Here is a 24,100-nt window from a genome sequence, read left to right on the forward strand (position 1 = left end):
TCGCAGCCGCCGTAGCTTCAGTAATGCAACGAGTAATAGTCCAAGTTGCGTAGAGAGCCATTGTCATTCTCCGAAGCCGTCGTCGAGCGGGCAATCCCGTGGCTCAGGAGACCCCTCCGGGGGCCTTCGACAGCGTGACCGTGAGGCTCACGTGTCCCCCCTCGAGCGCGAACTTCGATTGCAGCGCGACGTCCCCGATTTTGACGGTCTGTCCCGCAGGTGGGTACATCCAAAGGGTCCCGAGCAGCGCGTGCAGGACCGGCGTTTCGGAGTCGTGGAGGCGGGCGTCGGGGTTCTGCGGCTCCGTGACGGTGGAGAAAAACGGCAGGTTGCGCGGGAGCTGGTCGAAGATCGCCAGGGCGAGCCCCGCGTAATGGAGCGCCTGGTCCTCGGTCATGTTCATCGTCTTCAAGATGCGCTTGAATCGCTCCAGGTTTTTCCGGGCCGCTTCGGGGATCGGAGCGCGGATGACGCACGTCTCGGTCTCGCTGTCCGACGCGAAGCCGCTGAGGTACCGCCGCTTGAGGGAGAACCACACGTCGAGCGAGTAATCACGCAATCGCTCGTACTGCTCCTGGAGCTGCTTCACGCTCCTCTTCAGCGCGCCCGGCGCCTCCTGGAGCTCACGATACCGGAAGAGCTGCTCCGGGTGCTGCATGAGCGCGAGCGCCAGGGAATAGACCGGGAACTGGGCGGCCTTCTTGATCGCCTTGTTCATCGCGTCCGGCGAGACGTTCAACTCCGCCAGACGTTGCTTCAGGGCGTTGTAGACGGTCTGGACAGGCGTCTCGATGTCCGGCAACGCCGCGCCGAGCGCGGTGGTCGCCCCCTGGAGGATGAGGTCTTTCACCTCCTGCGGGAGCACTTCGAGCTCCCAATCCATGTATTCGGGCTCCGCGCTCTTGTCCGTCCAGTACACGAGGCGCGCCTGGCCCGTCGTGTCGATCTCGATGGCCCAGACCACGCCCTCCATCCACCCGACCGTACCGCTGTTGAAATACGTCGTCTTGAACTGCGGCTCGACAATGTCGGGAGTGACGAGCTGGATCGTTTTGATCACCAGCCACAGGGGAGGCACCAGGGCCGCGATGTTGTCCAGCGTGAAATGCGGCTGGCTATGCGGGTTGTGCGTGTGACCGATGCAGATGTGATGGAGGTGATGGCGCTTCAGGTACTCCGCGATCCCGAAGGGCGAGAACAGGTTGAGCTCGGCCCGGCTCTGGGCCGGCGTGATCTCCTGGTCGCGCACCGGGTCCCAGTAGTTCAGCGCGATGCCGAAGGTGCCATACAGGGCCGCGACGCTCTCATAGAACATGATGTTGTCGAGGAGCACCCGCTGCTCGTTCGGCGTATGCTGCACCTGATGGGCGAAGCGCACCGCCGAGCTCCGCGCGGGCCAGGAGTCGAAGACCGGCCAGCGCGAGAAGAGGTCGTCGAATTCGAGGAGCGGGTTGCCGTTCCAGGCAAACCCACGCAAATCCAGGAACGGATCCATCTTCTTGTCGACGTAGGTCGCCACGGTATTGGAGATGAGCTGCCCCAGAATCTGGTTGTTCGCCGAGTTCCAGGGGTCGAACTGATGGCCGTGGCACACCAGCATGCGGCATTTCTCGGTGTAGGCGCCGGCATCGAGGCCGAGGCGCCCGATGAGCAGGTTGTCGCGTAGCTGCTCCTTGGTCTTCTGGCCGAGGAGGAGCTTCGCCGCGTCCGTGAGCACGTCGGCGATGCCTTGCTCCATCATCGTCTTGACGCCGTCGATGACGAAAGCGTCGTAGAGCTGGAAGGGGCCGGAGTTGTTTTTCTCCATCTCCGTCTTGAGCACTTGCCAGACGGAGTCGTCGGTGCCGGCTTTTCTCAGGTAAGAGTCGTGATTGCCGTACGTGCGGAAATAACGCCCCTGCTTGTGGAGCGTGCGCAGCCGTTCGAAGATGGTGGGGTGAGTGCTGACGATTTCACTGAGCTTCGCCGCGATGTCGAGCGAGCCGTCGCTCTTGCGGGGGTATTCCTGGATGCTGCGAATGAACCAGAGCTCCTCGCAGTCCCCTCCCTCGATGACCGTGTACCCGTTCGTGATGGCGTAGTCCAGGATGCGCTGGTAGAGCTGCGCATTGCGCTTGAAATGGTCGATGGATCCCGACTGGAAGAGCCCCTTGTCGTCGGTCGCGGCGTCGCGATGCACGTCACTGAAGATGAGATACTTCCTCGCCGTCCCCGGCCCCGACCCCGGCGACGGCGGCGGGAGCGTCTTGACCGTCCAATCGGCCGTCGTGCCGTCTTTGATCTTCCACACGATCGGGGTGCCGTCGCTGCCGCGCTCCGGGGAGCTTTGCTCCGCAAAATGGAGGTTCCACCACCGCTGCGCTTGCCGCTTCGCCGTGCCCGGCATGGACGCGAGGATGAGCGAGAGCCCGAGCAGCGGGTTCTCACAAGCCGTCTCGATCAGCTCGAGCTCCTGCGGACGATCCGGCGCGGCCATCAAATTCGTCAGCAGGGTGGACCAGGCCGATAGCTGCGCCGGGGTCACGGTGACGTTCGGCGCCGACTGGAAGTAGCTCTTCCACTGCTGGAGGAGCTTGGCCATGTCGTCGGTCTCGGACGCCGGCAACGCTGCCAGGACGCCGAGCGCTTCGAGCACTTGCGGGAAGTTCGGTGACATTCCGGTCTCCTCTCAGGGCAGCGCGTCGTAGCGGTTCATCACGCGCTGTACGTAGCTGTCCGCGGCGACGTTCGCGAGGTCGCCAGCCAGGGCGGCGGCGCTACCGCCATGATTGTGCATGTATGCCGTGATCTGGGCTCGGTCCCGCGCACCCAGCCCGAGGCCGGCGGTCGAGTTCCAGTTGCTCCGGATCGCGTAGCGCCCGATCTTGAATCCGGTGTCGTCGGTCAACGCATTGCGGAGGCGCTGGCCGTCCGGCGTCAAGAAAATGCAGCGCGTGACGAAGCCTTGTTTGTGCTCCTCGAAGTAGCCAGGGTTGCGCAAGTACGTACCAACGTCCGATTGCGCGAGGCGGAGACGGGCGAGGTTGTCCGCGGCGTGGGGGTGGGTCGTTCGATTGAAGAGCACCGCCTCGTTCCCGCCCGGTCCGAGCGCCGTGAGGTGCCGGCGTAGCTGCCCGGCCCGAAACATCCCTTCGATGTCGTCGGGCCCGAGGCCGGTCGTGGCGCGCACCGCCGCCGCGTGGTTCGTCACGTAGGTCGCGATCTGTGTCTTCAGCGCGGCGTCGGTCGTATTCACGGCGACCGCATCGGTGATCTCCTCGAATCTTGCCGCTGTCGCCACCGCCCTGTCACGCAGCGCATGCAGGCGGGCGGCGTCGAGGCCGTAATAAGTGGCGAAGTTCGGCGAGCCGAGGAGCGTATCGAGCGCCTTGCTGCCGACCACCTGCGCCGAGCCCCACGAAGCGGGCGTGCTGGACGCATTGCGCAGGATCGCCGGAATCTCCCCGGTCGAGACGCCTCCCTCCACCGCCTCGATCGCGCGAATGAGCCGCGTCAAGTCCGCGTCCGCGAAGGTGGGTCGCAGTGGCCCCGCGGAAACGAGCACGCAGTTCGGGTTCGGTGCGGTGGGCGTGGAGAATGCCGGATCCTCGAGGATGCGCCGGGCCCGGCCGCCCGCGCCTGGATTGATGAGGAAGTCGGGCGCCCGCGCCGCGAGGCCGGCGAGGGTCTGCTGAAGCCGCCCGATCGCCGCGATCGTCGTCGGGAGCGTGGCCACGGGCGCGGACCCACCCACAGACGGATCGACCCGCTCGACGAAGTAATCGACGCCGCCGAGCAGGCCGAGCTCGAACAGCCGGTCCTGCACGCGGCGCACGTCGGCGCGCGCGTTGACCCCGGTGGTGCCGACGTCCGCGCCGAGCGTGAGCTGCACGCTGCGCGGGATCACCGGCCAGATGAGCGAATGGAGCGTCTCCGAGAACGGCGCGACGCGTGGCTCCTGCGGCGCGCCGAGCATCAACGCCTGCCAATCTGCGATCGCCGCGATCGTGTGCGCGATCTGATGGTCGTGGAGACGCGTCTCCTCCGCGTCGGGCACGACCCTCGATTCGAAGTCGAAGTCCTCGTCGGCGAGGAAGCCGAGCCCATGCAGGCGCCGCTGGATTTGCCGAGCGTCTTCCGGAGCATTGTTTCCATCGTACCCCACGGAATCGACGAGCTCGATGGGCGTACGCAGGGCGCCCAAGCGATCCTCCAAAGCGACGAGCTCGGGGCTCCGCGCCTCCACCCGCTCGAGCACGGGCGCGGCCTCGCCGAGCAGCGACGCACGGAAGCGCTGAATCGCCTTGCGCGTCGCCACGAGCGCTGCATCGCTGATCCGGCCGGCACGCGCGGGATCCACGGCCTCGGCTTCGAAGTCCGCATCGGCAAGGAGCCGCATCACATGCAGCCGCTCCTGGAGCGCGCGCACGTCGGCCGGAAAGTTCCACCCGTATGTGCCGACGGATCCTTTGAGATGCAACGGATGCCGGCCAAAATGGAGCGGATCGACGAGGAGCTGATGCGTCTCGTCCCCGGGCTCGATGATCCGCTGCGCCGTCCAGGGGCTGAGGTCCGCGGCGGGCGGGAGCTCGAAGACGCGCCGCCGAAGTTGCTCGATCGCCGCGAACGTCGCCACGAGCGTGGTCACGTCCAATGGGCCCGCGCCTTCGAGGTCGACAACCTCGCTCTGATAATCCGCCTCGGCGAGAAAACGCAGACCACGCAACCGATCCTGCACGGCACGAACGTCGGCGCGCGCGTTCACGGCGCCGGCGCCGACCGAGCTGGTCAACACGAGCGGGCCCCGTTGCTCGGAGACGAGCGCCAGCGCGACGGCCGTGTGCACGACGTCCGCCTGGTCGATCCGCTCGGTCGCGTAGGGATCGGCTCGCTCCGCGTCGAAATCGGCCTGTGAAAGGAAGCCAAGAAGCAGAAGGCGCTCCTGCAGCCGGCGGACGTCGGGCGGTCGATTCGCAGCCGCCATGGATGGACCCCACCCGACCATGCCGGTGAGCTCGAGCCGCGGCGGGCGATTCAAGCGCCGCAGCGCAGAATCCACCGGGTCGACCAGCGATGGAGCGGGCGAGGGCTCGCCGAGCCGCGACTCGCGCAGGGCCGAAATGGCTGCGCGGGTCTGTGGGATGCTCGTGTCGGCGACGCGGCCGTTCTCGCCCGCGGCGGCGACCACCGCGCGCTCCGCCTGATGATCGGCGTCCGATAGAAACCCGAGCCGATGCAGCCCGTCCTGCACGCGGCGCACGTCGGCGGGGCGATTTTGGCCCTGGGTGCCCACGCTCGCGGTGAGCGGGAGCGGCTGCCGCCCGAAGACGAAGGGGTCATTCAGCAGATGTTCGTTCCGCGCGCCGGGGACGATGGCGCGCAAGGATCCGCCCGCCACGTCCCTTTCGAAGGCCACAATCGCGGCCGTCGTCTGCGGCTTGGTCGCGAGGGCCACCGGGCCCGCAGCGGTAATATCCGTGTACTCCGCGACATGCTGGACGCGGGAGAGCCGCCCGAGCTGCTGCAGCCGCTCCTGCACGGCGGCAAAGGACGCGGGCTCGTTGCGGGGGACGGAGGCGTCGGCATCGGGGAGGTCACCCACCGCCGAGCTCAGGCCGATATGGATGAGAGGAAACGGTGGATCCATTGCGAGGGCCGCGGCGGTCGGGCCTTTGGGCTCCACACGGATCGAAGGCAGTGGGCGCCCGAACGACGCGGTGAAATGCTCCGCGAGCGCGGCGAGCAGGCGCGGTCCTGGCTGCATGGGCGGTGAGGCCGCGAGGTTGATCGGCTCCGCCGCGACGTCGGCGTCGGTGAGGCGGCCGAGCCGATGGAGCCGATCCTGCACGCGGCGCACGTCATGGGCTCTGTTGTCACCACCGTCCCCGACCGAGGCCGTCAGGCGGAATGGCACGGGGAGCTGCACGTCGCCGAGCGAGAATGGAGGGCGGCGCATCTCGACGATGCGGCTCTCCCCCTCCCGCGCCTCTATAATGATGATGTACTCGGCCGGGGCGGCAGCTCCCTCGAGCTCGAAGCGCCCCTCGTCGTCGGTCTTCGTCACCGAAAGCTCACTGCCGCTGAAGGCGCCGGTCGCGAGCATTCGCACCGAAGCCCCCACGAGCGGCACGCCGATCGGATCGATCACACGCCCGGTGATGAGCTTCCTCGGATCTGCGACTCCGAAGATCCACGAGACGACGCTGAAGACCTCGTTGACGACGGTCACAGGGTGACTCCTCGTAACAGCGGTTTCGTGGAGGAGGCCACGAATGACGCTACGTTACGGACGATGGGTAAGTTATCGATACCGAGGCGATAAGAATATGCTGGCGTTCGATTTACGCGAGACCGGTGAGGTCGCATATTGAGCCCGCACATTGACGAATTTAGGATGGCACGTCAAGGTCTCGGCATTCGAAATTCAACAAACGACAAAAAGCTGTTTGGTGATTGCGTCGCACCACGATTCCGTGTAGCGTAGCCCCTCGCCGCCGCCCCCCGCGGATACTTATCGGCTTTCTTCAACATCAGGCCTCTGGGCGTCGATTTCAGGCGCCGCTGGCCCCAACATCTTGGACGGGTCCGTTGAGCGCTACTTCTCACGTCTCGCCCCAGCTCCTTTCTCTTGCCAGGGCCATTGGCCTCGTCGCAGCCGACGGCTACGTCGATGCCGGCTGGTTCGATGACCCACTCGAACGGCTGCGTACGATTGTATCCGATGCGCACCAACGAGCGGCGCTTCTTGGCCTGCTGGAGGAAATCCTACCCTCCATGCACGTCTCGGGCCTGGACGGGGATGCTCGCTGGTATCCTCTTCTTTCGCCCACCGGCCGCGGGAACGTCTATCTCACGATTCAGGGCGAATTGATCGGCGTGGCCGCCTCGCTCGAGACGCCGGCGGCCATGACGCCGGGGGCCCGCGCCTCTCTACGGCTGCCGCTCGTCGACGTATCGAACGGGACGGTGGTGGCGGTCGCCGGATCGGCAGAGGCGCCGTTCGAGCTCGTGCTGGAAGCACAATGGGCGGAAGGCTCGCATCCGTCGAGCATTGCAGCCGTGGCTTCGGTGAACATCGAGGCGGGCGGGGCGCTGCGCATCGTGCTCGAGGACCTCGATCCAGCGGCCGCGCCCGGGACGCGCACCTATCTGGATCCGACGAAGCTCGACGCGGACGCGACGCGGGTCCTCGCGAAGATCCTCACGCAAGGGCTCGCGCAATTCAGCGGGGATGACCCGCACGTCGCCCGCGTCTTGGCCAATTTACCAGGGCTCTTCGGGCTCGATGGCTCATTGCCGGCGCTCCGCGTGCACGATTTGCTACGCGACCCGGCGGCGTTGCGGAGCTGGCTCGCTGAAATCGCGGCCGATCCGGTGTCGCTTCACCTCTGGTTCACCCGGCTCGTCGGGCTGCTCGGCTCCGGGCTGCCGGCGGCGGAGCCGACCGTCAGCGGGGATGGATCGGCGGCGAGCCCCTTGCAGGCGCCCGTGATCGATCTCGGCTCCGGCTCCAGTCTTTGCCTGACGCTGGGCGTGGACGCGCCGGCCAGCGGACCGCCGGTGCTGCTTTTCGGGGTCGCCCTTTCGCTCGCGGCGGCCGCGGGCCGATTGGAGGGGGCGGCGACGTTGCTCGGGCTCCCGCTGGCGGAGGCTTCTCGGGCGACGGTCCTGCCCGCCGCGCACCTCACGCTCGTCACTCCGACGACGGGCTCGGTGGTCGACCAAGCGCCCGCCATCAAGCTCGGGACGGTCGTCGGTGGCATCGCCTGGGATGGGCAGCGGCTCGTCCCGCGGCTGGAGTTGCGCGACGTCATCCTCAACGGCGCGACGCATCCGCGGCTCGACCTCAGCAACGCGAACGCGCTCGTCACCTCGGGGACAGCGGCGGTTCAGGGCGCGATCGAGGCGGCGCTCGGGTCGTCCCGGCTCGGCGAGGCCGTTCTTTCGCTCGTGGGGCTCCGGGCCCCGGCGAGTGATCCGAGCTTTTCGCACGCGCTGGATGTCGCGGCGCTGCTCTCGGATCCGACGCGCGCCATCGCGAACGTGCACCGCAGCGCGCTCGGGGACACGCAGCACGGCTGGGAGCACCTGTTCGCGGAGCTGGCGGCGATCTTCGGGATCCTCACGCCCCACGCGGGCGACGGAACGCCGCAGCAGCCGTGGCGGGTGGTGATCGCGGAACAGGGCGTTGCCAAGATCGAGCTGGCCGCCTGGAACGCGCGTGACGCGGCGACGCCCGCCGGCACGCAGCTCCTTCGGCTCGGTCTGCGGCTCTCCTTCGCGACGGGACCGTGGGAGGGGGCTTGGGTCGCCGAGCTCGTCGCCTTCGACCTCCCGCCGAGTGGCCCCGCTGCGCTGCGTTTCCTCGATGCGCAGCACGTCTCCCTCACGCTCACGCCCATCCCGGAGCTCGTCACCGCCGCCGGGCTCGGGCTCACGGCGACGGCCGTCTCCGGGCACCTCGACTGGGCGCTCGGCAGGACGCCGACCTGGCGGATCCAGGTCGACGGATTGGTCGCGACGGGCAGCGGCGACCCGGTCGGGCCGACCACGCTCGCGCTCCCGATGTCCTCCTTCGATCCGGCCGCGCCGGACCTCGGCCTCGGGCTCGGGGCGGGGACCGCGACAGCGCTGCTGCGCCTGCTCCTCACCGAGGTCTTGCACAGCGCAGGTGGGCCGGCGGGCCTGACCATCGGAGCGCTGCTCGGGCTCCACCGCAAGCTCCGCGGCCTGCCCGCGGACTGGCCGCTCCTCGGGCCGACGGACCCCGCGGACCTCGGCAGCCTGTTCAAGGACCCGCTGGGCGCGGTCCGCGCGCACCTCGAGCAAGTTCTCCGGGGCAGCTCGGCCGATGGGACACCGTTCACGCTCGCCGCGCTTCCCTGGCTTCGCGCGCTCCTCGTGAGCGAGCTGCCGGCGCGCCCCGCCGACACGTACCCTCCGAGCCTCCCGCTCGCGGGGGCCGGCACGTACGAGCGGCCCTGGATCCTGCCGCTGGCCGAGGGAAGTGTGGAGCTCCTCGGCTGGCTCGATCCGGATGGGCCGCCCGAGGCGTGGTGGCAGGCGCGCGCCGAGCGCGTGCGATTGGCCGCGGACGGCGATGCGCTGGTTGGTTTTCTGGAGGACGCGTCCGCGCTCCTGCCCGACGTCGCCGGCGCGCTCGAGGGGCGCGATCCGGCCGAGACCGCGTCCGCGCTCACGGCGCTCGCCGGCTGGTTCGCGCTCGGCGATGGGCTCGTGCCGGCCGCCGCGCAGGCTCCCGCGGTCGCGAACTGGGGGAGGGGGACGCCGGTGCCGGCGGCGCACCACGAGCTGCCCGCCGCGCCCGCGGCCATCGCGCAGATCGGACAGGCCATCGACGCCTGGGCCGGCGGCAGCAAGGGCGTCGTGGCGAGGGCGGTCGTGCTGCTCTCCGCGCCGTTCGCGGACCACGAGAGCTTCGGCGCCTATCTCCAGGCGGCGGAGTCGGACCGACCCGAGGGCGCGCACTTCGACCTGCGCGCGGCGGGCATCGACCCGCTCACGGCGCCGCTCTCGCACGTGACGGCGGCCGCGACGCATTACACGGCCGACCTGGCCGACGGGGATCTCGGTTTCATGGCCGCGCAGCTCGCGCGGGTGGTAGCTCGGGTGCGAGAGATCACGGGCCAGACGCAGGTCTACCTGGTCGGCCACTCGACGGCCGGGCTGGTCGCGCGGGCTTATGGGGCGGTCGTCCCCGCAGAGGTGGCCGGGGTCGTGACCCTCGGCACTCCGCACGGCGGCAGCCATCTTCCCCCGCTGCTCGATTCGACGATGGCCGGCGCGGTGCGGCTCGTGAACGTGCTCTATCCGGCAGCGGACCGCACGCCTGCCGGGCGCGCCGTCGCGCACCTCGTCGCGATGCTCGACGACGCGCGCCCCGACCGCCTCGCGGCCTTCGCCGGCCTGGAAGGCGCCGAGAGCACCGGGCGAGGGCTCGCGATCCCGGGGTACCTCCCGACCGGCCTGATCGAGGATCTCGCGCAGGTCGTGGCGGACCGGGCGCTGGCCGCAGCCGGCAGCCTGGCAGCGCCGACGCGTTTTGGCTTCGGCGTGCGGGCTCGGCTCCATCTCTCGGACGGGAAGCCCGGCGACCTCGACGTCCGCGCTGCCGTGCGGGTGGACGTGCTTTCGGCCGCCCTCGTGGCTGCGCCTCCCGAGCCGATGCGCCCGACCCCCGCGGTGCACGTGCACGCGGAGGTGAGCCGGTCGGATGGTGCCTGGCTCGTGGGCGGCCCGGAAGCGATGCCGGGGGAACGGCTCCGCCGCGTGGAGCTCGGGGTGTCCGTGTGGCCCGAGGAGGGAGGAAGCGCCACGGCGATTCCGCTCCTGCGGCTGCACGACGCGGGCTCCGACGCCCTCCGCCCCTGGCTCGAGTTCTCCGACCTGGTGAATCGGCTCTCGTCGCTCCCGCGCTTCGCTTTCCTCGCAGGCCCCCGGCCGGCGGCGGGAACGCGGGAAGCCCTTCTGCTGGACGCGCTCATGGCGCTCGGGCTGGTGGTCGGGGACGGCACCGGCGCTCTGGCGTTCTCCCTGGAGGAGCTCGGGGCCATCGCCGCGCAGCCCACGGCGCAGCTCGGGCCGCGGCTGCCAGCGCTGCTCGATGTCGTGGCCGCCGCCGTGGGCGCCACGCGCGGCGCCGGCCCCTCCTGGGCGCTCCAGCTCGCGTCGCTCCCGATCGAGCTGACGGTGGCCGCGAATCCCTGGAAGCTCGGCCTGCGGACGTTCGATCCGGCGACGGAGGCGGACACGCTCGAGCTCGCCCCGGCGCTCGGCGTGGCGGTCGCGGCAGCGCTGACCCTCCCGGACTTCACGAGCGCGGTGGACGCGCGCCTTTCGCTCGCCGCCACCGAACTCCGCTGGTCGAGCGGCACGGTGACGCTGGCGGCGCCGCCGTGGCTCGAACCCATCCAGCTCGTGCCGCCGCCGCCCGTCGAGGTCCTGCGCGACGCGCTCGCCCGCCATGTCCCGATGCTCGCGGCCTCCGCGGTCGTCTCCGGGATCCTCGGCGCGCTGGTCGGTGGGGACGTGCGGGTGCGCGGGATCGAGCGGCTGCTCACGTCCCCGGCCAGCTTCCTCCTCTCCCCGCTCGCCCTGGGCGCGGACGACGGCAGTGGTCTCGACCCGGCCAAGGTCAGCGCGCTGCTCCAGGCGGTGGCGAACGCGCTCGGTCTGTCGAACGCCGGTGGGATCGAGCTGCCGGGGGGCCTCGTCCTCGCGGCGAGTGGCTCGGACCCGCTCACCCTCGCGCTCTCCGGCGTCCTCCCGCTGGGAGCCGCCGGGGACGAGCTCGAGCTCGCGCTCGGCCTGAAGCTCGATCACGCGCTCGCCGTCACCCCGACCGGCCAGGGGATGCTCCGCGTGGGGCTGCCCGGCAGCGGGTGGGCGGGCATCGAGATCGAGGTCGGCGCCGACCCGAGCGGCCTCTCCCTGTCCGTGAAACCGAACAACGCCGCGCGCATCCAGCTCTTGCCGAGCTTCAGCGGCTTCGACGATCTCGCGAGCGGCGTCGTGAGCCTCTTGCCGGCCGTCTTGCAGGCGGTGGTCGACGAGCTCGCCCCGCAACCGACGGAGGCCTCGGGGCTCGTGCGGATCGCGCTGTCGATCGCGAAGGCGCTCGGCGTGTACGACTTCGACGCGCAGGGCTTCGAGGAGCCGACACGCGCCGCCGAGCTCGGGAAGATCCTGCAGCCGGGCTGGCTCGAATCGAAGGCCACCTCCGGCGCGGTCATCGCGGATGCGATCACGCAGATCTTCACGGGCCCGACGCCGCTCGTCGCGCTGCCCGGGAGCGTGACCGGCGTGGGCTCGACGGTGCGATGGACTTATCCACTCGCCGCGGGCGGCGCCGTGTCCGCGATGCTCGGCTGGACAGGCGCGGGCGCCGCCGCCGCGCCGGCGCTCACGCTCGGCGTGCAGGGCGTCCGCCTCGGTCCCGTCGTCGCCGACGAGCTTTCGGCGGGCTACGACCAGGGCCTCGTCTGCCACCTCGTGCTCCGCCTCGACGCCGAGGGCGAGCTCGCGTTCCTGCAGCCGTCGATCGATTTCGCCGTCGACGACGGCCGTCCCGCCTTCGAGATCCATCCGCTCGGCGCCGCAGCCAAGGACGACTTCGCCGTACGTGTGGCCCCCGAGCCGGAGCTCGTCCTGGGCGATGGCGCGGCCATGACGCTGCTCGAACGCTGGGGCGTGCCGCTCGTCGCGCAGCTCCTCCTGCGCACGTTCGAGGCCGAGCTTCCGCGGCCTCTCTGGACGGGCGGGCCGACCGTCCGCTCGGTGCTCGACGCGTCCGGGCTCGTGGAGCCGAACACGACACCGCCGGCGCTCGCGGCGGCGCGGCCGGAGCTCCCGGAGCTCGCGTTGCGGGCGCTCAAGGCGCTCGTGACGAACGTCACGATCCATGTTTCCGACACGCTGAGCCTCACGCCCGTCGCCGAGCAGGGGCGGCGGGGGCTGCGGCTCAAGGGGCGGCAGGACCTGAGCGGCGGCGACGTCGACGTCAGCGTGCGCTTCGGGGAGGCCAAGTGGCTCGACGATGCGGACGCGGGCGTGACGCTCTGGCTGCTCGAGGACACGGAGGGCATGCCGCCGGTGCGCGTCACGCCTGCGCTCGACGTGACCGGCCTCGGGGTCGTGCTCTCGGGCGCCGGCGACGAGGCGCTGGTGAAGGGTCCGTTCGAGATCGGCGCGGCGGGCGGGTTCCTGTTCTTCCGCATGACCTTCCTCGACGCCGCGCGCGCCTTCGCCGTCGACGTCTCGAAGCTCGGCGCCAGCGCGGAGCTCGACGCTGCGCGGATCAGCGTCTCGTCCGAGGACGGCGACTCCTTCCTGAAGAAAGTGCTGCCGCCGGAGCTCGCGGCGCCCTTCGCGCTCGGGGTCGCGTGGCGGGAAGGGAAGGGGCTCAGCCTGCACGGCGGTTCCCCGGGCGGTGGGCTCGAGCTGACCTTCCCGCTGGATCTCGACCTGACGGTCCTGCGGCTCCAGGAGCTTTACCTCGCGCTCAAGGCGCGCGAAGGCCTCGTGTCCCTCGAAGCGGCGCTGAGCGGCAACGCCTCGCTGGGCCCGTTCCAGGCGTCGGTGCAGCGCGTCGGCCTCAAGGCGTCCTTCGGCGCGTCGGGCAATAAGCTCGGCTTCCGCGCGCCGGACGGGGTCGGCCTCTCCATGGACGCCGGCATCGTCGGGGGCGGCGGCTTCCTCTTCGTGGACGAGTCGAAGGGGCAATACGCCGGCGTCGTGCAGCTCGAATTCAAGGGCATCGCGCTCAAGGCGATCGGGATCATCACGACCCGCATGCCCGACGGTCGCGATGGCTATTCGCTGCTGCTCATCATCTCCGCCGAGTTCACGCCGATCCAGCTCGGATTCGGGTTCACGCTGTCCGGCGTCGGTGGGCTCATCGGCGTCAACCGGACCGCCGTGGTCGATGTCCTCCGCGCGGGCATCAAGGCGCGCACGCTCGACTCGATCATGTTCCCGCGCGACCCGGTGGCCAACGCGCCGCAGCTCATCTCGAACCTGAACGCGGTGTTCCCGCCGGCCGAGGGCCGCTTCGTGATCGGGCCGATGGCGCGCCTCGGGTGGGGGACGCCCACGCTGGTGACGCTGGATCTCGGGCTCATCCTGGAGCTGCCGGCGCCGGTGCGGCTCATCGTCCTCGGCCGCCTGCGCATGGCGCTGCCCCACGAAGAGGTGCCGATCGTCGCCATCAACATGGACGTGCTCGGCGTCGTCGACTTCGAGCGCAGCCAGGCGTCGGTCGATGCGACGCTCTACGACTCGACCATCGCGGGGTTCGCCCTCACCGGCGACATGGCGATGCGCATGAGCTGGGGCGATCGGCCCGGGTTCGCGCTCGCCGCCGGCGGCTTCCATCCACGCTTCCAGCCGCCGCCCGGGTTCCCGTCGCTCGATCGCCTCGCGCTCTCGCTTTGCACGGGTAACAACCCGCGCCTGCGCCTGGAGTCCTACCTGGCCCTGACCTCGAACACCGCGCAGTTCGGGGCGCGGCTCGAGCTCTACGCGTCGAAGGCCAGCTTCAGCATCGAGGGCGTCCTCGCGTTCGACGCGCTCTTCCAGTTCGAGCCCTTCTCGGTGCTCGTCGAGATGAGCGGCTCGGTCGCGCTCAAGCAGGGGTCACGCAAGCTCATGGGCGTCTCCGTCTACGTGACGCTCACGGGCCCGTCGCCCTGGCACGCGCGTGGGTACGCCCGCTTCAAGTTGCTGTTCATCAGCGCGGACGTCTCCTTCGACGTACGCCTCGGCTCTGCCGCTCCGCAGCCGGCTCCGGCGCTCGTGGAGCTCGAACCGCTCGTCGAGGCGGCGCTCGTGGACCCGCGGAGCTGGAGCACGCAGCTCCCGCCGGAAGGAGAGTCGCTGGTGTCCGTGCGGGAGATCCCGCGCGCCGAGGGCGAGCTCTTGATCCATCCGCTCGCCAGCCTCTCGGTCACGCAGCGGGTCGCGCCCCTCGGACGGGAGCTCCAGCGCTTCGGCAGCTCCCGCATCGCCGGAGCTACCCGCCTGGACATCACCCAGCTCCGGGTCGGGGGCACGGACCTCGTCGGCGAGCCCATCGACGAGTACTTCGCGCCGGCCCAGTTCCTCGATCTCTCCGACCACGAGAAGCTCTCGCGGCCGAGCTTCGAGCGCTGGGAAGGTGGCCGCCGCGTCGGCGGGAGGGGCGTCTCGCGGGATAGCGCCCCCCCGCTCGAAGCGACGCTCGAGCCAGAGACCATCATCATCGACAAGCCCGACGGACCCGCCCGCCTGGCATCCGAGGCTCCGCCCATGTTCGCGAGGTCCAAGGTTGTGCCGACATCGGCAACATCCCGAGCCGCCCCGGCGGCGATGACGACGCTCCAGCGCTTCGCGGCCGCGGGGGCCGCGGCGCAGGCCAAGGCGCGGAGCACCGGCCCGGCCCGCTTCCGTGGTCCGGCACTCGGGCTGGGGGTGGCAGGATGAGCGGGCTGACCTTCCTCTCCTGGGCGCGCGTCGGCCCTCAGCTCGACGCGAGCGTGACGGACCCGCTCACCGGACCGCTGCCCGCGCACGGCGCGTTGCGCATCGGCGTACGGCTCAACGAGCGGACCGAGGTGCAGTTGCCCGCCCGGTTGTATGGGCCCGGCGACGTCACCGGCCTCGACCCGCGCCAGGTCATCCGCACGGATCCCGCGCCCGGCGTCGACTCCGCGGAGCCGAGCTTTTTCCCGCTGATCGAGTTCGATGCTCCCCACCTGCCCTGGCTCCTGACCCCGGCGCAGGCCCAGGACGGCGAGCGGCTCCGCCCGTGGCTCGTGCTGGTGGTCGTGGAGGCCGGGATCGGCCGGGTAGGGCCCGAGCCCGCGGCGCCGCTGCCCGTGCTGCGCTGCCCGCGCCGGGAGCTGCCGAACCTCGACGAGTCATGGGCCTGGGCGCACGTGCAGCTCGCCACCGACGGCGACCTCGAAGCCGGAACGCTCGACGGGCTGCTGAGCGGTCCGCCGGAGCGCTCGCTGTCGCGCCTGCTCTGCCCGCGGCGTCTGCGCGCCGGCACCCGCTACATCGCCTGTGTGGTCCCGGCGTTCGAAGCCGGGCGCAAGCGCGGGCTCGGGATCCCGCTCAGCGCCGCCGACGAAGCGGCGCTCGCGCCCGCGTGGACGGCGGGCGCGAACGACGACGAGATCGCGCTCCCGGTCTACCATCACTGGACGTTCGGGACCGGCCTGGAGGGCGACTTCGAGGCGCTGGTGCGGCGCCTGCGCGTGCGACCGGCGCCCGCCAATCTGGGCCAGCGGCCCCTCGACGTGAGCCATCCAGGGCCCGGATTCCCGGCGATCGACCCCGCCGACCCGGCCGCCGTGGTCAAGCTCGTGGGGGCCCTGCGCGGCGCGAAGACGCCGCCGTCGCCCTGGGACCCCGACGCGGCCGAGGCGTTCGCGGACGCGCTGACGCCGCTGCTCACCCAGCGCCCCGGCCGCCTCGGCCCGCCTCTCTACGGCGGCGGCCATGCCGGCGTCGGCAACGTGGCCGACGGCCCCGAGTGGCTGCGCGAGCTCAACCTCGACCCGCGGCACCGCGTGGCCGCCGCGTACGGCGCCGAGATCATCCGGCGTCACCAGGAGGCGCTCATGGCCTCGGCGTGGTCGCAGGCCGCGGCGGTCGCGCGCGTCAACGATGCGCTCCGGCAGGGCCAGCTCGCGCGGACGGCGGGCACGTCGGCCTACGAGCGCCGTCTCGGCGGCGCCGCCCTGGATCAGCAGCGGCTCCTGCAGGTGAGCGCCCCCGCGCACGCCGCGTTGACCGAGACCACGCCGCTCGGTGGCAACCGCGAGGTCCAGGCGGCGGTCTCGCCCGCGTTCCGGCGGCTGACGCGACCGGGCGGCCCGCTCGCCCGGCGGATTTCGACCGACGGCCCGCTCGCGCCGCCGGTGCAAGCGCTGGCGACCCGGAACCTGACCGTCAATCCGCTCCTGAAACCCGCGCCGGGCATGGTCGCGCTGGAGCATCTCACCGGGAACGATAGTGTGAAAGATCTCACCGCATCGCGGGTAAAGCCGCGCTGGTGGGAGGACACGAATCCGCTCCCGAGCGAGACACGGACGAAAGCGACGCCGCGGGTCCAGTCCATCGGCGCGGCCATGCCGAACCGCGTATTCATGGTCGCCGAGGACGGCCGGGTGCTGTCGCGCGTGGACAATCCCGCCGCGTGGCATGATCACGGCTTTCCGCCGGGCAGTATCGCCACGTCGCAGCCGGTGGCCCTGCGTGATCTTTACGCATTCGTGCGCACCGCGGATGGCCGCCTCTGCGCCCTCCATTGGGACGGCGACCGCTGGTTATGGGAGGACTGCGGCAAGCCGAATGGTGCGTCCATCACGGGTCAACCGGTGGTGATCGAGCGGAACACCCAGTCCAGCACGAATGACAGCGTGTACGCCATCGCCGCCGACGGCAACCTGTGGGAGCTCGGCGCGACCTGGCACCGCATCGGCGCGCCACCCAACACCCTTGCCTGCGGTGTGCCGAGCGCCGCGAATGGCGACAACCTCTTCGTCCACGGCCTCAATGGGCACCTCTACTGCTGTTACAAAGATGGTAACACCTGGTTGTGGGAGGATTGGGGCTGCCCCGCGGACAAGGGCTTCCCCGACGTCGTGATCGATCCCATGGTCCCGCCGCTGGTTCAGGGCACTCCCCCCTTGGTCCCCGCATTCGTGCGGACCACGAGCGGCCAGATCTTCGTGCGTTACCCGTTCTTCCAGGGCCTCTGGGGCCCGTTTTCACCGACGGGCGAGAATATCTCCTGGATCATCGGGTGGGACAACGGAATGTGGGTCACCTCCGAGTCCAGCGGGCGCGTGTGGCGATTCTGGACGCCGCCGGGCGCGACCGATTCGGTCTGGGAGCCCATTGGCCCGGTGGGGGGCCTGCGTGCTTGGGGCACGGTTCGTAATGGCGAACCGTGGCTCGCGGCGGATGGCAAGCTCCTGGTGCTGCGGGTCGGGGCGAGCTACACATGGGACGATTTCGGGCTCCCGACGTCGCCCGGGGCCGGCGACGACTACGCATTGCCGCCCATGCGGCCGATCTGGCGGGGGACGCTCGGCTTCATGTCGAATTTGCTCGTGGCCCACATCGATATGCCGGGAGGCCCGAACGTCGCTCATCTGCGCATCGGGCGCGACCTCGGGTTCGAGGGCGAGGTGCGCGGCGGGTGGGAGCAAAAACCCGGCATCACCGGCATTGGCGACCACCCCGAGGGCGCGGGCCAGGAGGCCCAAGGCGCGGGGATCGCGCTCTGGGACCTCGATGGTTCGGGCCGCCAGGACATCGTCCTGTTCTGGATCGAGGACAACTATCTGGGGTATTTCGGCTCCTGGCGCATCGGTCGGAACGTGGGGCCGGATGGCGCCGCCGATTGGTCCGGGCCGGTCAAGCGGATGCCGACGCCGATGAGCACGCAATTCGGATCGAGCGGCAACGCGCTCACCGCGGCCTTCCCCGTGCTGGCGGCCGACATGACGCTCGGCGACCTCGACGGCGACGACCGGCCCGAGATGATCGCCGCGTACGTCTCCGGCATCCCGAACCAAAAGAGGGTTTTCTACCGCATTGGCTGGCGCGTGGACGCGGCCGGCGACGTCACCGGCGGCTGGACGGAGTCGATCGAGGTGCCCTGGCCGGGTCGCCCCGTCGACGCGTTGCCCGTGCGCGGCTTGGGCGTCGCCGTCGCCGACATCAACAACGATCTGCGACCGGAGCTCGTGGTGCTGCTGGTCGAGTGGACCCCGTCGGGCCTGCGCGCGAGTTACATGATCGGCCGGGACATCAACGCCCGCGGCCACGTCGTGGGCGGATGGACCGGCCCGTACGAGGTGGGCGGCGGGCCGCTCGGGGAAGACGTGCAGGGCGCTTCCATTGCGCTGGCCGACTTCTCGGGGAGCCAGTCACCGGATCTCGTCTTTTTCTACATCGAGAACCTGCCCGGCCAGAACCGCGCCTTTTACCGGGTAGGATTCGACCTCCAGGCTTCGGGGCTCCCGCGCCGCTGGAGCGAGTCGCGCGAGGTCCACGCCGGCGGGTATTGGGGCGCGGAGGGCCTGGGCGCGGGCATTGCGATTGGTGATCTCGATAATGCGCTCTTCGATCGCAAGCGCCAGTTCGGGGTGGATTTCCGGACGGCGGCGATGCTCCACCAGCAGCTCATCGAGCGCGGCCAAGCGCTCGCCCGCGCGGACGACCAGGCGCATCTCGAGCTGTCGCCCATCGCCGAGGGCGTGCGCGCAGCGCTTTCGCCGGAGCGGAACGTCACGAAGCGGGTGACCGATCGCATCGAAGGCGTCGACTTCGACCAGTTGCCGGAGGGAGCGGACCGATTGAACCCGCTCGCCGTCGCGCCGACCTTCCCGCAACCGATGTCGCAGCCGCTGGTCGAGCTCTCCCAGGATCTCGTGCTCAGCGGTCGCGGGGAGGTGCCTCCCGACACGATCACGCTCGTGCGCGCCAATTCGGCGTTCATCGAGGCCTACATGATCGGCCTCAACCACGAGTTTGCCCGCGAGCTCTTGTGGCGCGAGTTCCCCGGCGATCGACGGGCGACGTTTTTCCGGCAGTTCTGGGACGCGCGCGGCGGTGACCCGGACGCCGGGCCCCTCACGGACATCCCGCCCATTGATGAATGGGCGGCCGACAAGGAGCTCGGCGGCAATGCGACGGCCGTGGGCGGTCCGGAGATGGTCGTCCTGGTCGTGCGGGGCGAGCTTTTGCACCGCTACCCGAATGCGAGCGTCTTCGCGCGCAGCGCCGCGTGGGCAGACGACGACCCGAGCGCGCCCCGCGTCCTCGGCGCCGAGGTCATGCTGCCGCAGTTCCAGGCGCACCTGCCGCCGGATCAGGTGCTCTTCGGATTCCCGATGACCGTCGAGCAGGCGCGCGGCGTGAATGGGGATCCCGGCTGGTTCTTCGTGCTGGCCGAGAATCCGACGGCGCCGCGGTTCGGCGTCGACGATCCGCCCGCGGACGCCGCGTACGGCGCGGCGCCGGCGAGCTGGGAGGAGCTCGACTGGGCGGCGCTCGCGCAGAATGAAGCAGGCCTCGAGCGGCTCCAGCACGCGCCGGTCCGGGCGGCGCCGTGGGGTGGCATCACGCGCCCCACGCGCCGCGACGGCGGGGACCCCCAGGCCACCTGGGCCCGGAGCAGCGCGCACCTCGCGCACATCACCCTCCAGCGCAGCGTGCAGGTCGCCGTGCACGCGACGGACATGCTGCCGGATCTCGATAACGACGGCGACCCGCCGATCAACCCCTCTTCCTTCGCCGTGGTGCGTGATGCCTGAGTGGAACTTGCCTGCCGACGTACCGATCGCGCTGCTCCCGGTGCGGCTCGAAACCCGCTTTCGCGGGACGAACCTGCATATCCGCGTCTACCCGGACCAGATCCACGTGGACACCCACGAGCCGGAGCTGACCGCGGAGGAGGAGGCGGCCGGGAAGGCTTACTGGAACGCCATGTGGACGGCGACGAACGAGGCGTCCGAGGTCGCGGCCTGGGACACGCTCGCGGTGGCGTTCGGGCCCGAGCGCGGCGCCTGGATCGCCCGCGCGCTCGAACCGACGAACCTCGCCTCCCGGCCCGACGGCGCCCCCGCGTTCCCGGCGGTCGTGTCGCGCGACGCGGTCTGGACGCGCGCACCGCTGGCGCAGGCCATGCCCACGCGGTGGCACGCCGTCGGCATTCCCATCGGGCGGGCGGACCTGCGATCACGCACCACCGGCAGCGAGATCACCCCGCCGCTCGCGGTCGGGCCGTCGCCGGGGTTCGACCCGTCCGGTTTGCCCGATCATGTGGCGCCCGTCGACGAAGCCACGAAATGGCTGATCGATTTCGATACCGCGTTCAACCGTGGCATGGGCCTCGTCCTCTCCCCGCCGCCCGAAATCCCTGTCGGCGAGTTCGAAGGCTGGGCGCAGATCTTCGTGTACGGGGTCCAGGAGTCCACGAGCGGCGCGGAGGGCGCGAGCACGCTTTCCGCCCTGCTCGATGCGCATTACTACACCGACGGGTTTGGCTACCTGCCCCAGGGGACGCCGACCAACAACACGCCGGGCGCGGCCGCCCCGCCCGGCCGCGAGGATCCCGCCTATCGCGCGGCGTACCGCCCCCGCATCGGGACCGGGCTTTCCCCCGATCCCGACGCCAATGCCCGCGTGCTGGCCACGGCGCTCGGGCTGCCTCTCGAGGGGGCCGTCGCCCACGCCGCGGGCGCCGAGGATCCGGAGCAGGCCGTCGCGCGCTCGATGCACACCGCGCTCTGGCAGGTGACGTGGGGCTATTTCCTGACGCAGATGCTGGGGCCGGACGTCGGCGACGAGCAGGCGAGCCGCGTCCGCCGGCATGTCCTCGACTGGGTCCGGCCCGGAGGCCCGCTGCCGGCGCTACGCGTGGCGAACCAGCCTTATGGGCTGCTCCCGATCCTGCACACCGCGGCCTATACGGAGCGCGAGGACGGGGCAGGCCCGGTCGCGCTCGGCGCCGGGACCGTCGCCTTCCTCCAGCGGTTGCGAACGCAGCTCTGGGAGCCGTCGATCGCCTCGGTTCCGCGCGCTGCCGATCGCCTCGGCCCGGAGACGGCGGTGCGGATCTTGGGCATGGGCGCGCATGCCCACGCCTACTACGCGCGCAGCCTGCTCGGGATGGAGTACATCGCCTACCTGTGGCGGTTCTCCGAGCCGGAGATCGGGCTCGGCCCGGGCTGGGAGACGGCGCTCATGCAGGCCGCCGGGCGGCTCGGCCAGGACCTCGGCCTCGGCGCATGGGATCCGCGCGTGGGCCGCGCGGTCTTCTCGACGCAGTCGTTCCCCGTCGCCTTTCCGCCGGTCGAGTCGCCTCTCGGCGAGACGGCGCAGAGCTACCTCACGCTGCTCGCCGGCGCAGGCTTGAGCGCGACCGCCGCGCGCGACCGGCTGGACGCAGGTCCCCCCGAGCACACGCCGCTGCTCTATCGCCTGCTCCGTCACGGGCTGCTGCTCGAGCACGCTCAGGCCGCCACGCGCGTCCAGCGGCGGGCCGGCCTGAACCCGGCGTACCGAGAGCCCGAGCTCGTCGACATCATCCCGGGCCCCAGCACGCCGACGATCTGGCGCCAGCTCGCGCTCCAGCATGCGTGGTCCCCGGAGGTCCCCAACGAGCGGCTCGACGACTACATCGCCCGCGCCGCGGCGACCGACCCGGTCCTCGCCGACCTCACCGCGTTCCGCTTGGCGCTTCAGAGCCTCGCGGGGCAGCCCGTCGCCACGCTCGAGCGGCTGATGGCGCAGGCGCTGGATCTGGCATCGCACAGGCTCGATGCGTGGCTCACGTCCTTCGCGACCCGGCGGCTCTCCTGGCTCCGGCAGCCTGCAAGCGCGCCGAGGGCGGCCGGGGTGCACATCGGTGGGTATGCGTGGCTCGAGGATCTGCGGCCCCGCGGCCCCGTGCCCGTGGCGGATCCGGTGACCGACGAGGCGGGAACGCTCTACATGGACCCGGCAGGCGCCGGCTTTGTCCACGCCCCGTCGATCCCCCACGCCACCACGGCCGCCGTGCTGCGCGGTGGCTACCGAGCCTACGGGGCGGACGGCCAGAGCCCGTTCGCGATCGACCTCCGCTCCCACCGCGTGCAGCTCGCGACCTGGCTGCTGGAGGGCGCGCGGCAGGGGCAACCGATCGGCGCTCTGCTCGGCTACCGCTTCGAGCGCGCGCTCCACGAGCACCCGCGGATCGGCCTGCCCGCGCACCTGCCCGCGTTCCGTACGCGGTTTCCGCGCCGCGCGACGGGTATCTCCGTGGAGGGCGGCACGCAGGAGACCGTGCGATCGTTCGGCGTCGTCGACGGCCTTGCGCTGCACCGGGCCTGGTCGGCGGGGGAGCTCGACCTCGAGCAGCACCTCGGCGTGACCGACGCCGGCGAGCGCGCCGCCCTCGCCGACGTCCTTTCCGGCCTGGCCGAGGCGGTCGATACGGTGAGCGACGCGCTCCTGGCCGAGGCGGTTCATCATGTCGTGCAGGGCAACCCGCTGCGGGCAGGCGCCACGCTCGACGCCGCCGACCGCGGGGAAGCGCCGCCGCCCGAGCTCGAGGTCGCACGCACCCCCCGGACGGGCATCGCGGTCACGCACCGCCTGATGGTCCTCCTCGGCGACGGGGACGCGGAGCCTTCGGGTTGGCCGATCCGACCGGACGTGCAGGCGCGGGCGATGGCCGAGCCGCGGCTGAATCAGTGGCTCTCGCGCTTGTTGCCGGCGCCGGGCCGCGTGCGTTTCCGCGCGGAGGTGGCCTTTGCCGGGGCGACGGTCCCCTTGGCGATCGAGATGAACCTCGAAGCGCTGTACCTGTCGCCCCTCGACCTCTTGTACCTGCCGGAGCGCGGCGACGCGGCCGAAGCCGGGGAGCTCGACCTGCGGATCGAGGCCGTCGTGCGCGCGAGGCCCGAGGTGGGACCTTCGGCGACGGTGCGGCTCGATTTCACGCGCGCCGACGATTGGGGGCCCGACGTGGTCAGCGTCGCCGAGCTGCTCGAGGTGCTGCGGGCGCTGCGGGGGCTGCTCGACACGGCGCGGCCGCTCGGGCCCGGCGACCTGGCGCTGCCCGAGGCCGGGGTTTCGGCCCCGGCGGAGGATGCCGACCTCGCGCAGCGCGCGTCGGACGCCGTGCTTTCGCTCGGCCGGGCCGCGGCGGACCTGGTGACGGGCGTGGACGACGAGATGCTGCGGCGCGGCCTGCTCCGCGCGGCGCACCTCGGCGTGGCCGGCGCGCTTCCGGGCGGCGTACCGCTGCGCGTGCACGCCGAGGTCATCGCGACCGAGCTTGGCCGCCGGCAGGAGGCCCTGGCCGCGCTCGCGGCGCGCAGGGCCCGGGGCGAGCTCACGCAGGTCGCCTACGATCGCGGCCGGCTGGAGGTGGTGTTCGGCGCGGGCTTCCGCGTGCTGCCCGGCAGCGCCGCCCCGGATCCGGGCACGCTCTCGGCGGCCCTCGCGGCTTCCACCGAGACGCAGGGCGGCGACCCGCAGGCCGCGGCCGGCTGGCTACAGCGGGTGGCTCGCGTGCGTCGCGGCGTCGACCGCTTCGTCGCGGCGCTCGCGTATGCCGAGGCGCTGGAGACCGGCGACACGCTCACCGCGCAGGTCGTGCAGCTCCCGTACACCCCGCACGAGCGCTGGCTCGGCCTGCCGCAGACTGGCAGCGCCCCGGGCAGCCGCTTGTCGCTCCTGCTGCACGCGCCGGAGCCGATTGGGCCCACCGTGGCCGGCCTCGTGATCGACGAATGGGTCGAGGTCATCCCGTCGAGGACCGAGACGACCGGGGTCGCCTTCCACTTCGACGCGCCGGGCGCTTGTGCCCCGCAGGCCATCCTGCTCGCGGTCAGCCCGGATGATCGGCCGCACTGGAGCACGGAGCTCCTGGAGAACACGCTCGCCGAAGCGCTCTCCCTGGCCCGCCTGCGCACCGTCGACCTCGAGGCGCTGCACCCCACCGACCCCGACGCCATGACCGACATCGGGCAACTCCTGCCTGCCGCGCACTTCGGCACCAACGTCCAGCCTGGCGACGCGATCGCCACGGACTTCACCCGTGGGAGCACCTGAC

5 protein-coding genes are annotated in these 24,100 nt (G+C 71.0%); 3 read left to right on the plus strand and 2 right to left on the minus strand.

The window, feature by feature from the left end; all coding sequences use genetic code 11:
- Positions 1 to 103: 103 nt before the first annotated feature.
- Together QHF84_RS06815 and QHF84_RS06820 are read right to left on the minus strand one after the other, a co-directional pair.
- Positions 104 to 2,656: a hypothetical protein gene (locus QHF84_RS06815; protein WP_281312371.1), complete on the minus strand. Its 2,553-nt coding sequence runs from the start codon at positions 2,654 to 2,656 to the stop codon at positions 104 to 106.
- 12 nt (positions 2,657 to 2,668) lie between these two features.
- Positions 2,669 to 6,208 (minus strand): carboxypeptidase-like regulatory domain-containing protein, encoded by a 3,540-nt coding sequence (locus QHF84_RS06820; RefSeq protein ID WP_281312372.1) that lies wholly within the window; start codon positions 6,206 to 6,208, stop codon positions 2,669 to 2,671.
- 545 nt (positions 6,209 to 6,753) lie between these two features.
- Between QHF84_RS06820 and QHF84_RS06825 the strand changes: the two genes are divergently transcribed.
- The 3 genes from QHF84_RS06825 to QHF84_RS06835 are packed head-to-tail and all read left to right on the plus strand — an operon-like array spanning position 6,754 to position 24,099.
- Positions 6,754 to 14,958, plus strand: a complete 8,205-nt coding sequence (locus QHF84_RS06825; RefSeq protein WP_281312373.1) for an alpha/beta fold hydrolase — start codon at positions 6,754 to 6,756, stop codon at positions 14,956 to 14,958.
- A complete protein-coding gene (locus QHF84_RS06830) occupies positions 14,955 to 19,811 on the plus strand; it encodes a hypothetical protein (RefSeq protein ID WP_281312374.1) in 4,857 nt (1,618 codons plus the stop codon). Before QHF84_RS06825 ends, QHF84_RS06830 begins: the two co-directional genes overlap by 4 nt.
- Positions 19,804 to 24,099 carry a hypothetical protein gene (locus QHF84_RS06835; protein ID WP_281312375.1) on the plus strand — a complete coding sequence of 1,432 codons (4,296 nt, stop codon included), beginning with the start codon at positions 19,804 to 19,806 and terminating at the stop codon, positions 24,097 to 24,099. Before QHF84_RS06830 ends, QHF84_RS06835 begins: the two co-directional genes overlap by 8 nt.
- The last annotated feature ends 1 nt before the right edge of the window (position 24,100 follow it).

The sequence above is a fragment of the Polyangium sp. y55x31 genome, from assembly GCF_029946505.1.
In the GTDB taxonomy this organism is placed as follows: Bacteria; Myxococcota_A; Polyangia; order Polyangiales; family Polyangiaceae; genus Polyangium.

What these genes read in the sequence shown, in the direction of transcription:
- QHF84_RS06835 (WP_281312375.1), top strand. Translation starts at nt 19,804, where the DNA reads ATGCCTGAGTGGAACTTGCCTGCCGACGTACCGATCGCGCTGCTCCCG.
- QHF84_RS06825 (WP_281312373.1), top strand. Translation starts at nt 6,754, where the DNA reads ATGCACGTCTCGGGCCTGGACGGGGATGCTCGCTGGTATCCTCTTCTT.
- QHF84_RS06830 (WP_281312374.1), top strand. Translation starts at nt 14,955, where the DNA reads ATGAGCGGGCTGACCTTCCTCTCCTGGGCGCGCGTCGGCCCTCAGCTC.
- QHF84_RS06815 (WP_281312371.1), bottom strand. Translation starts at nt 2,656, where the DNA reads ATGTCACCGAACTTCCCGCAAGTGCTCGAAGCGCTCGGCGTCCTGGCA.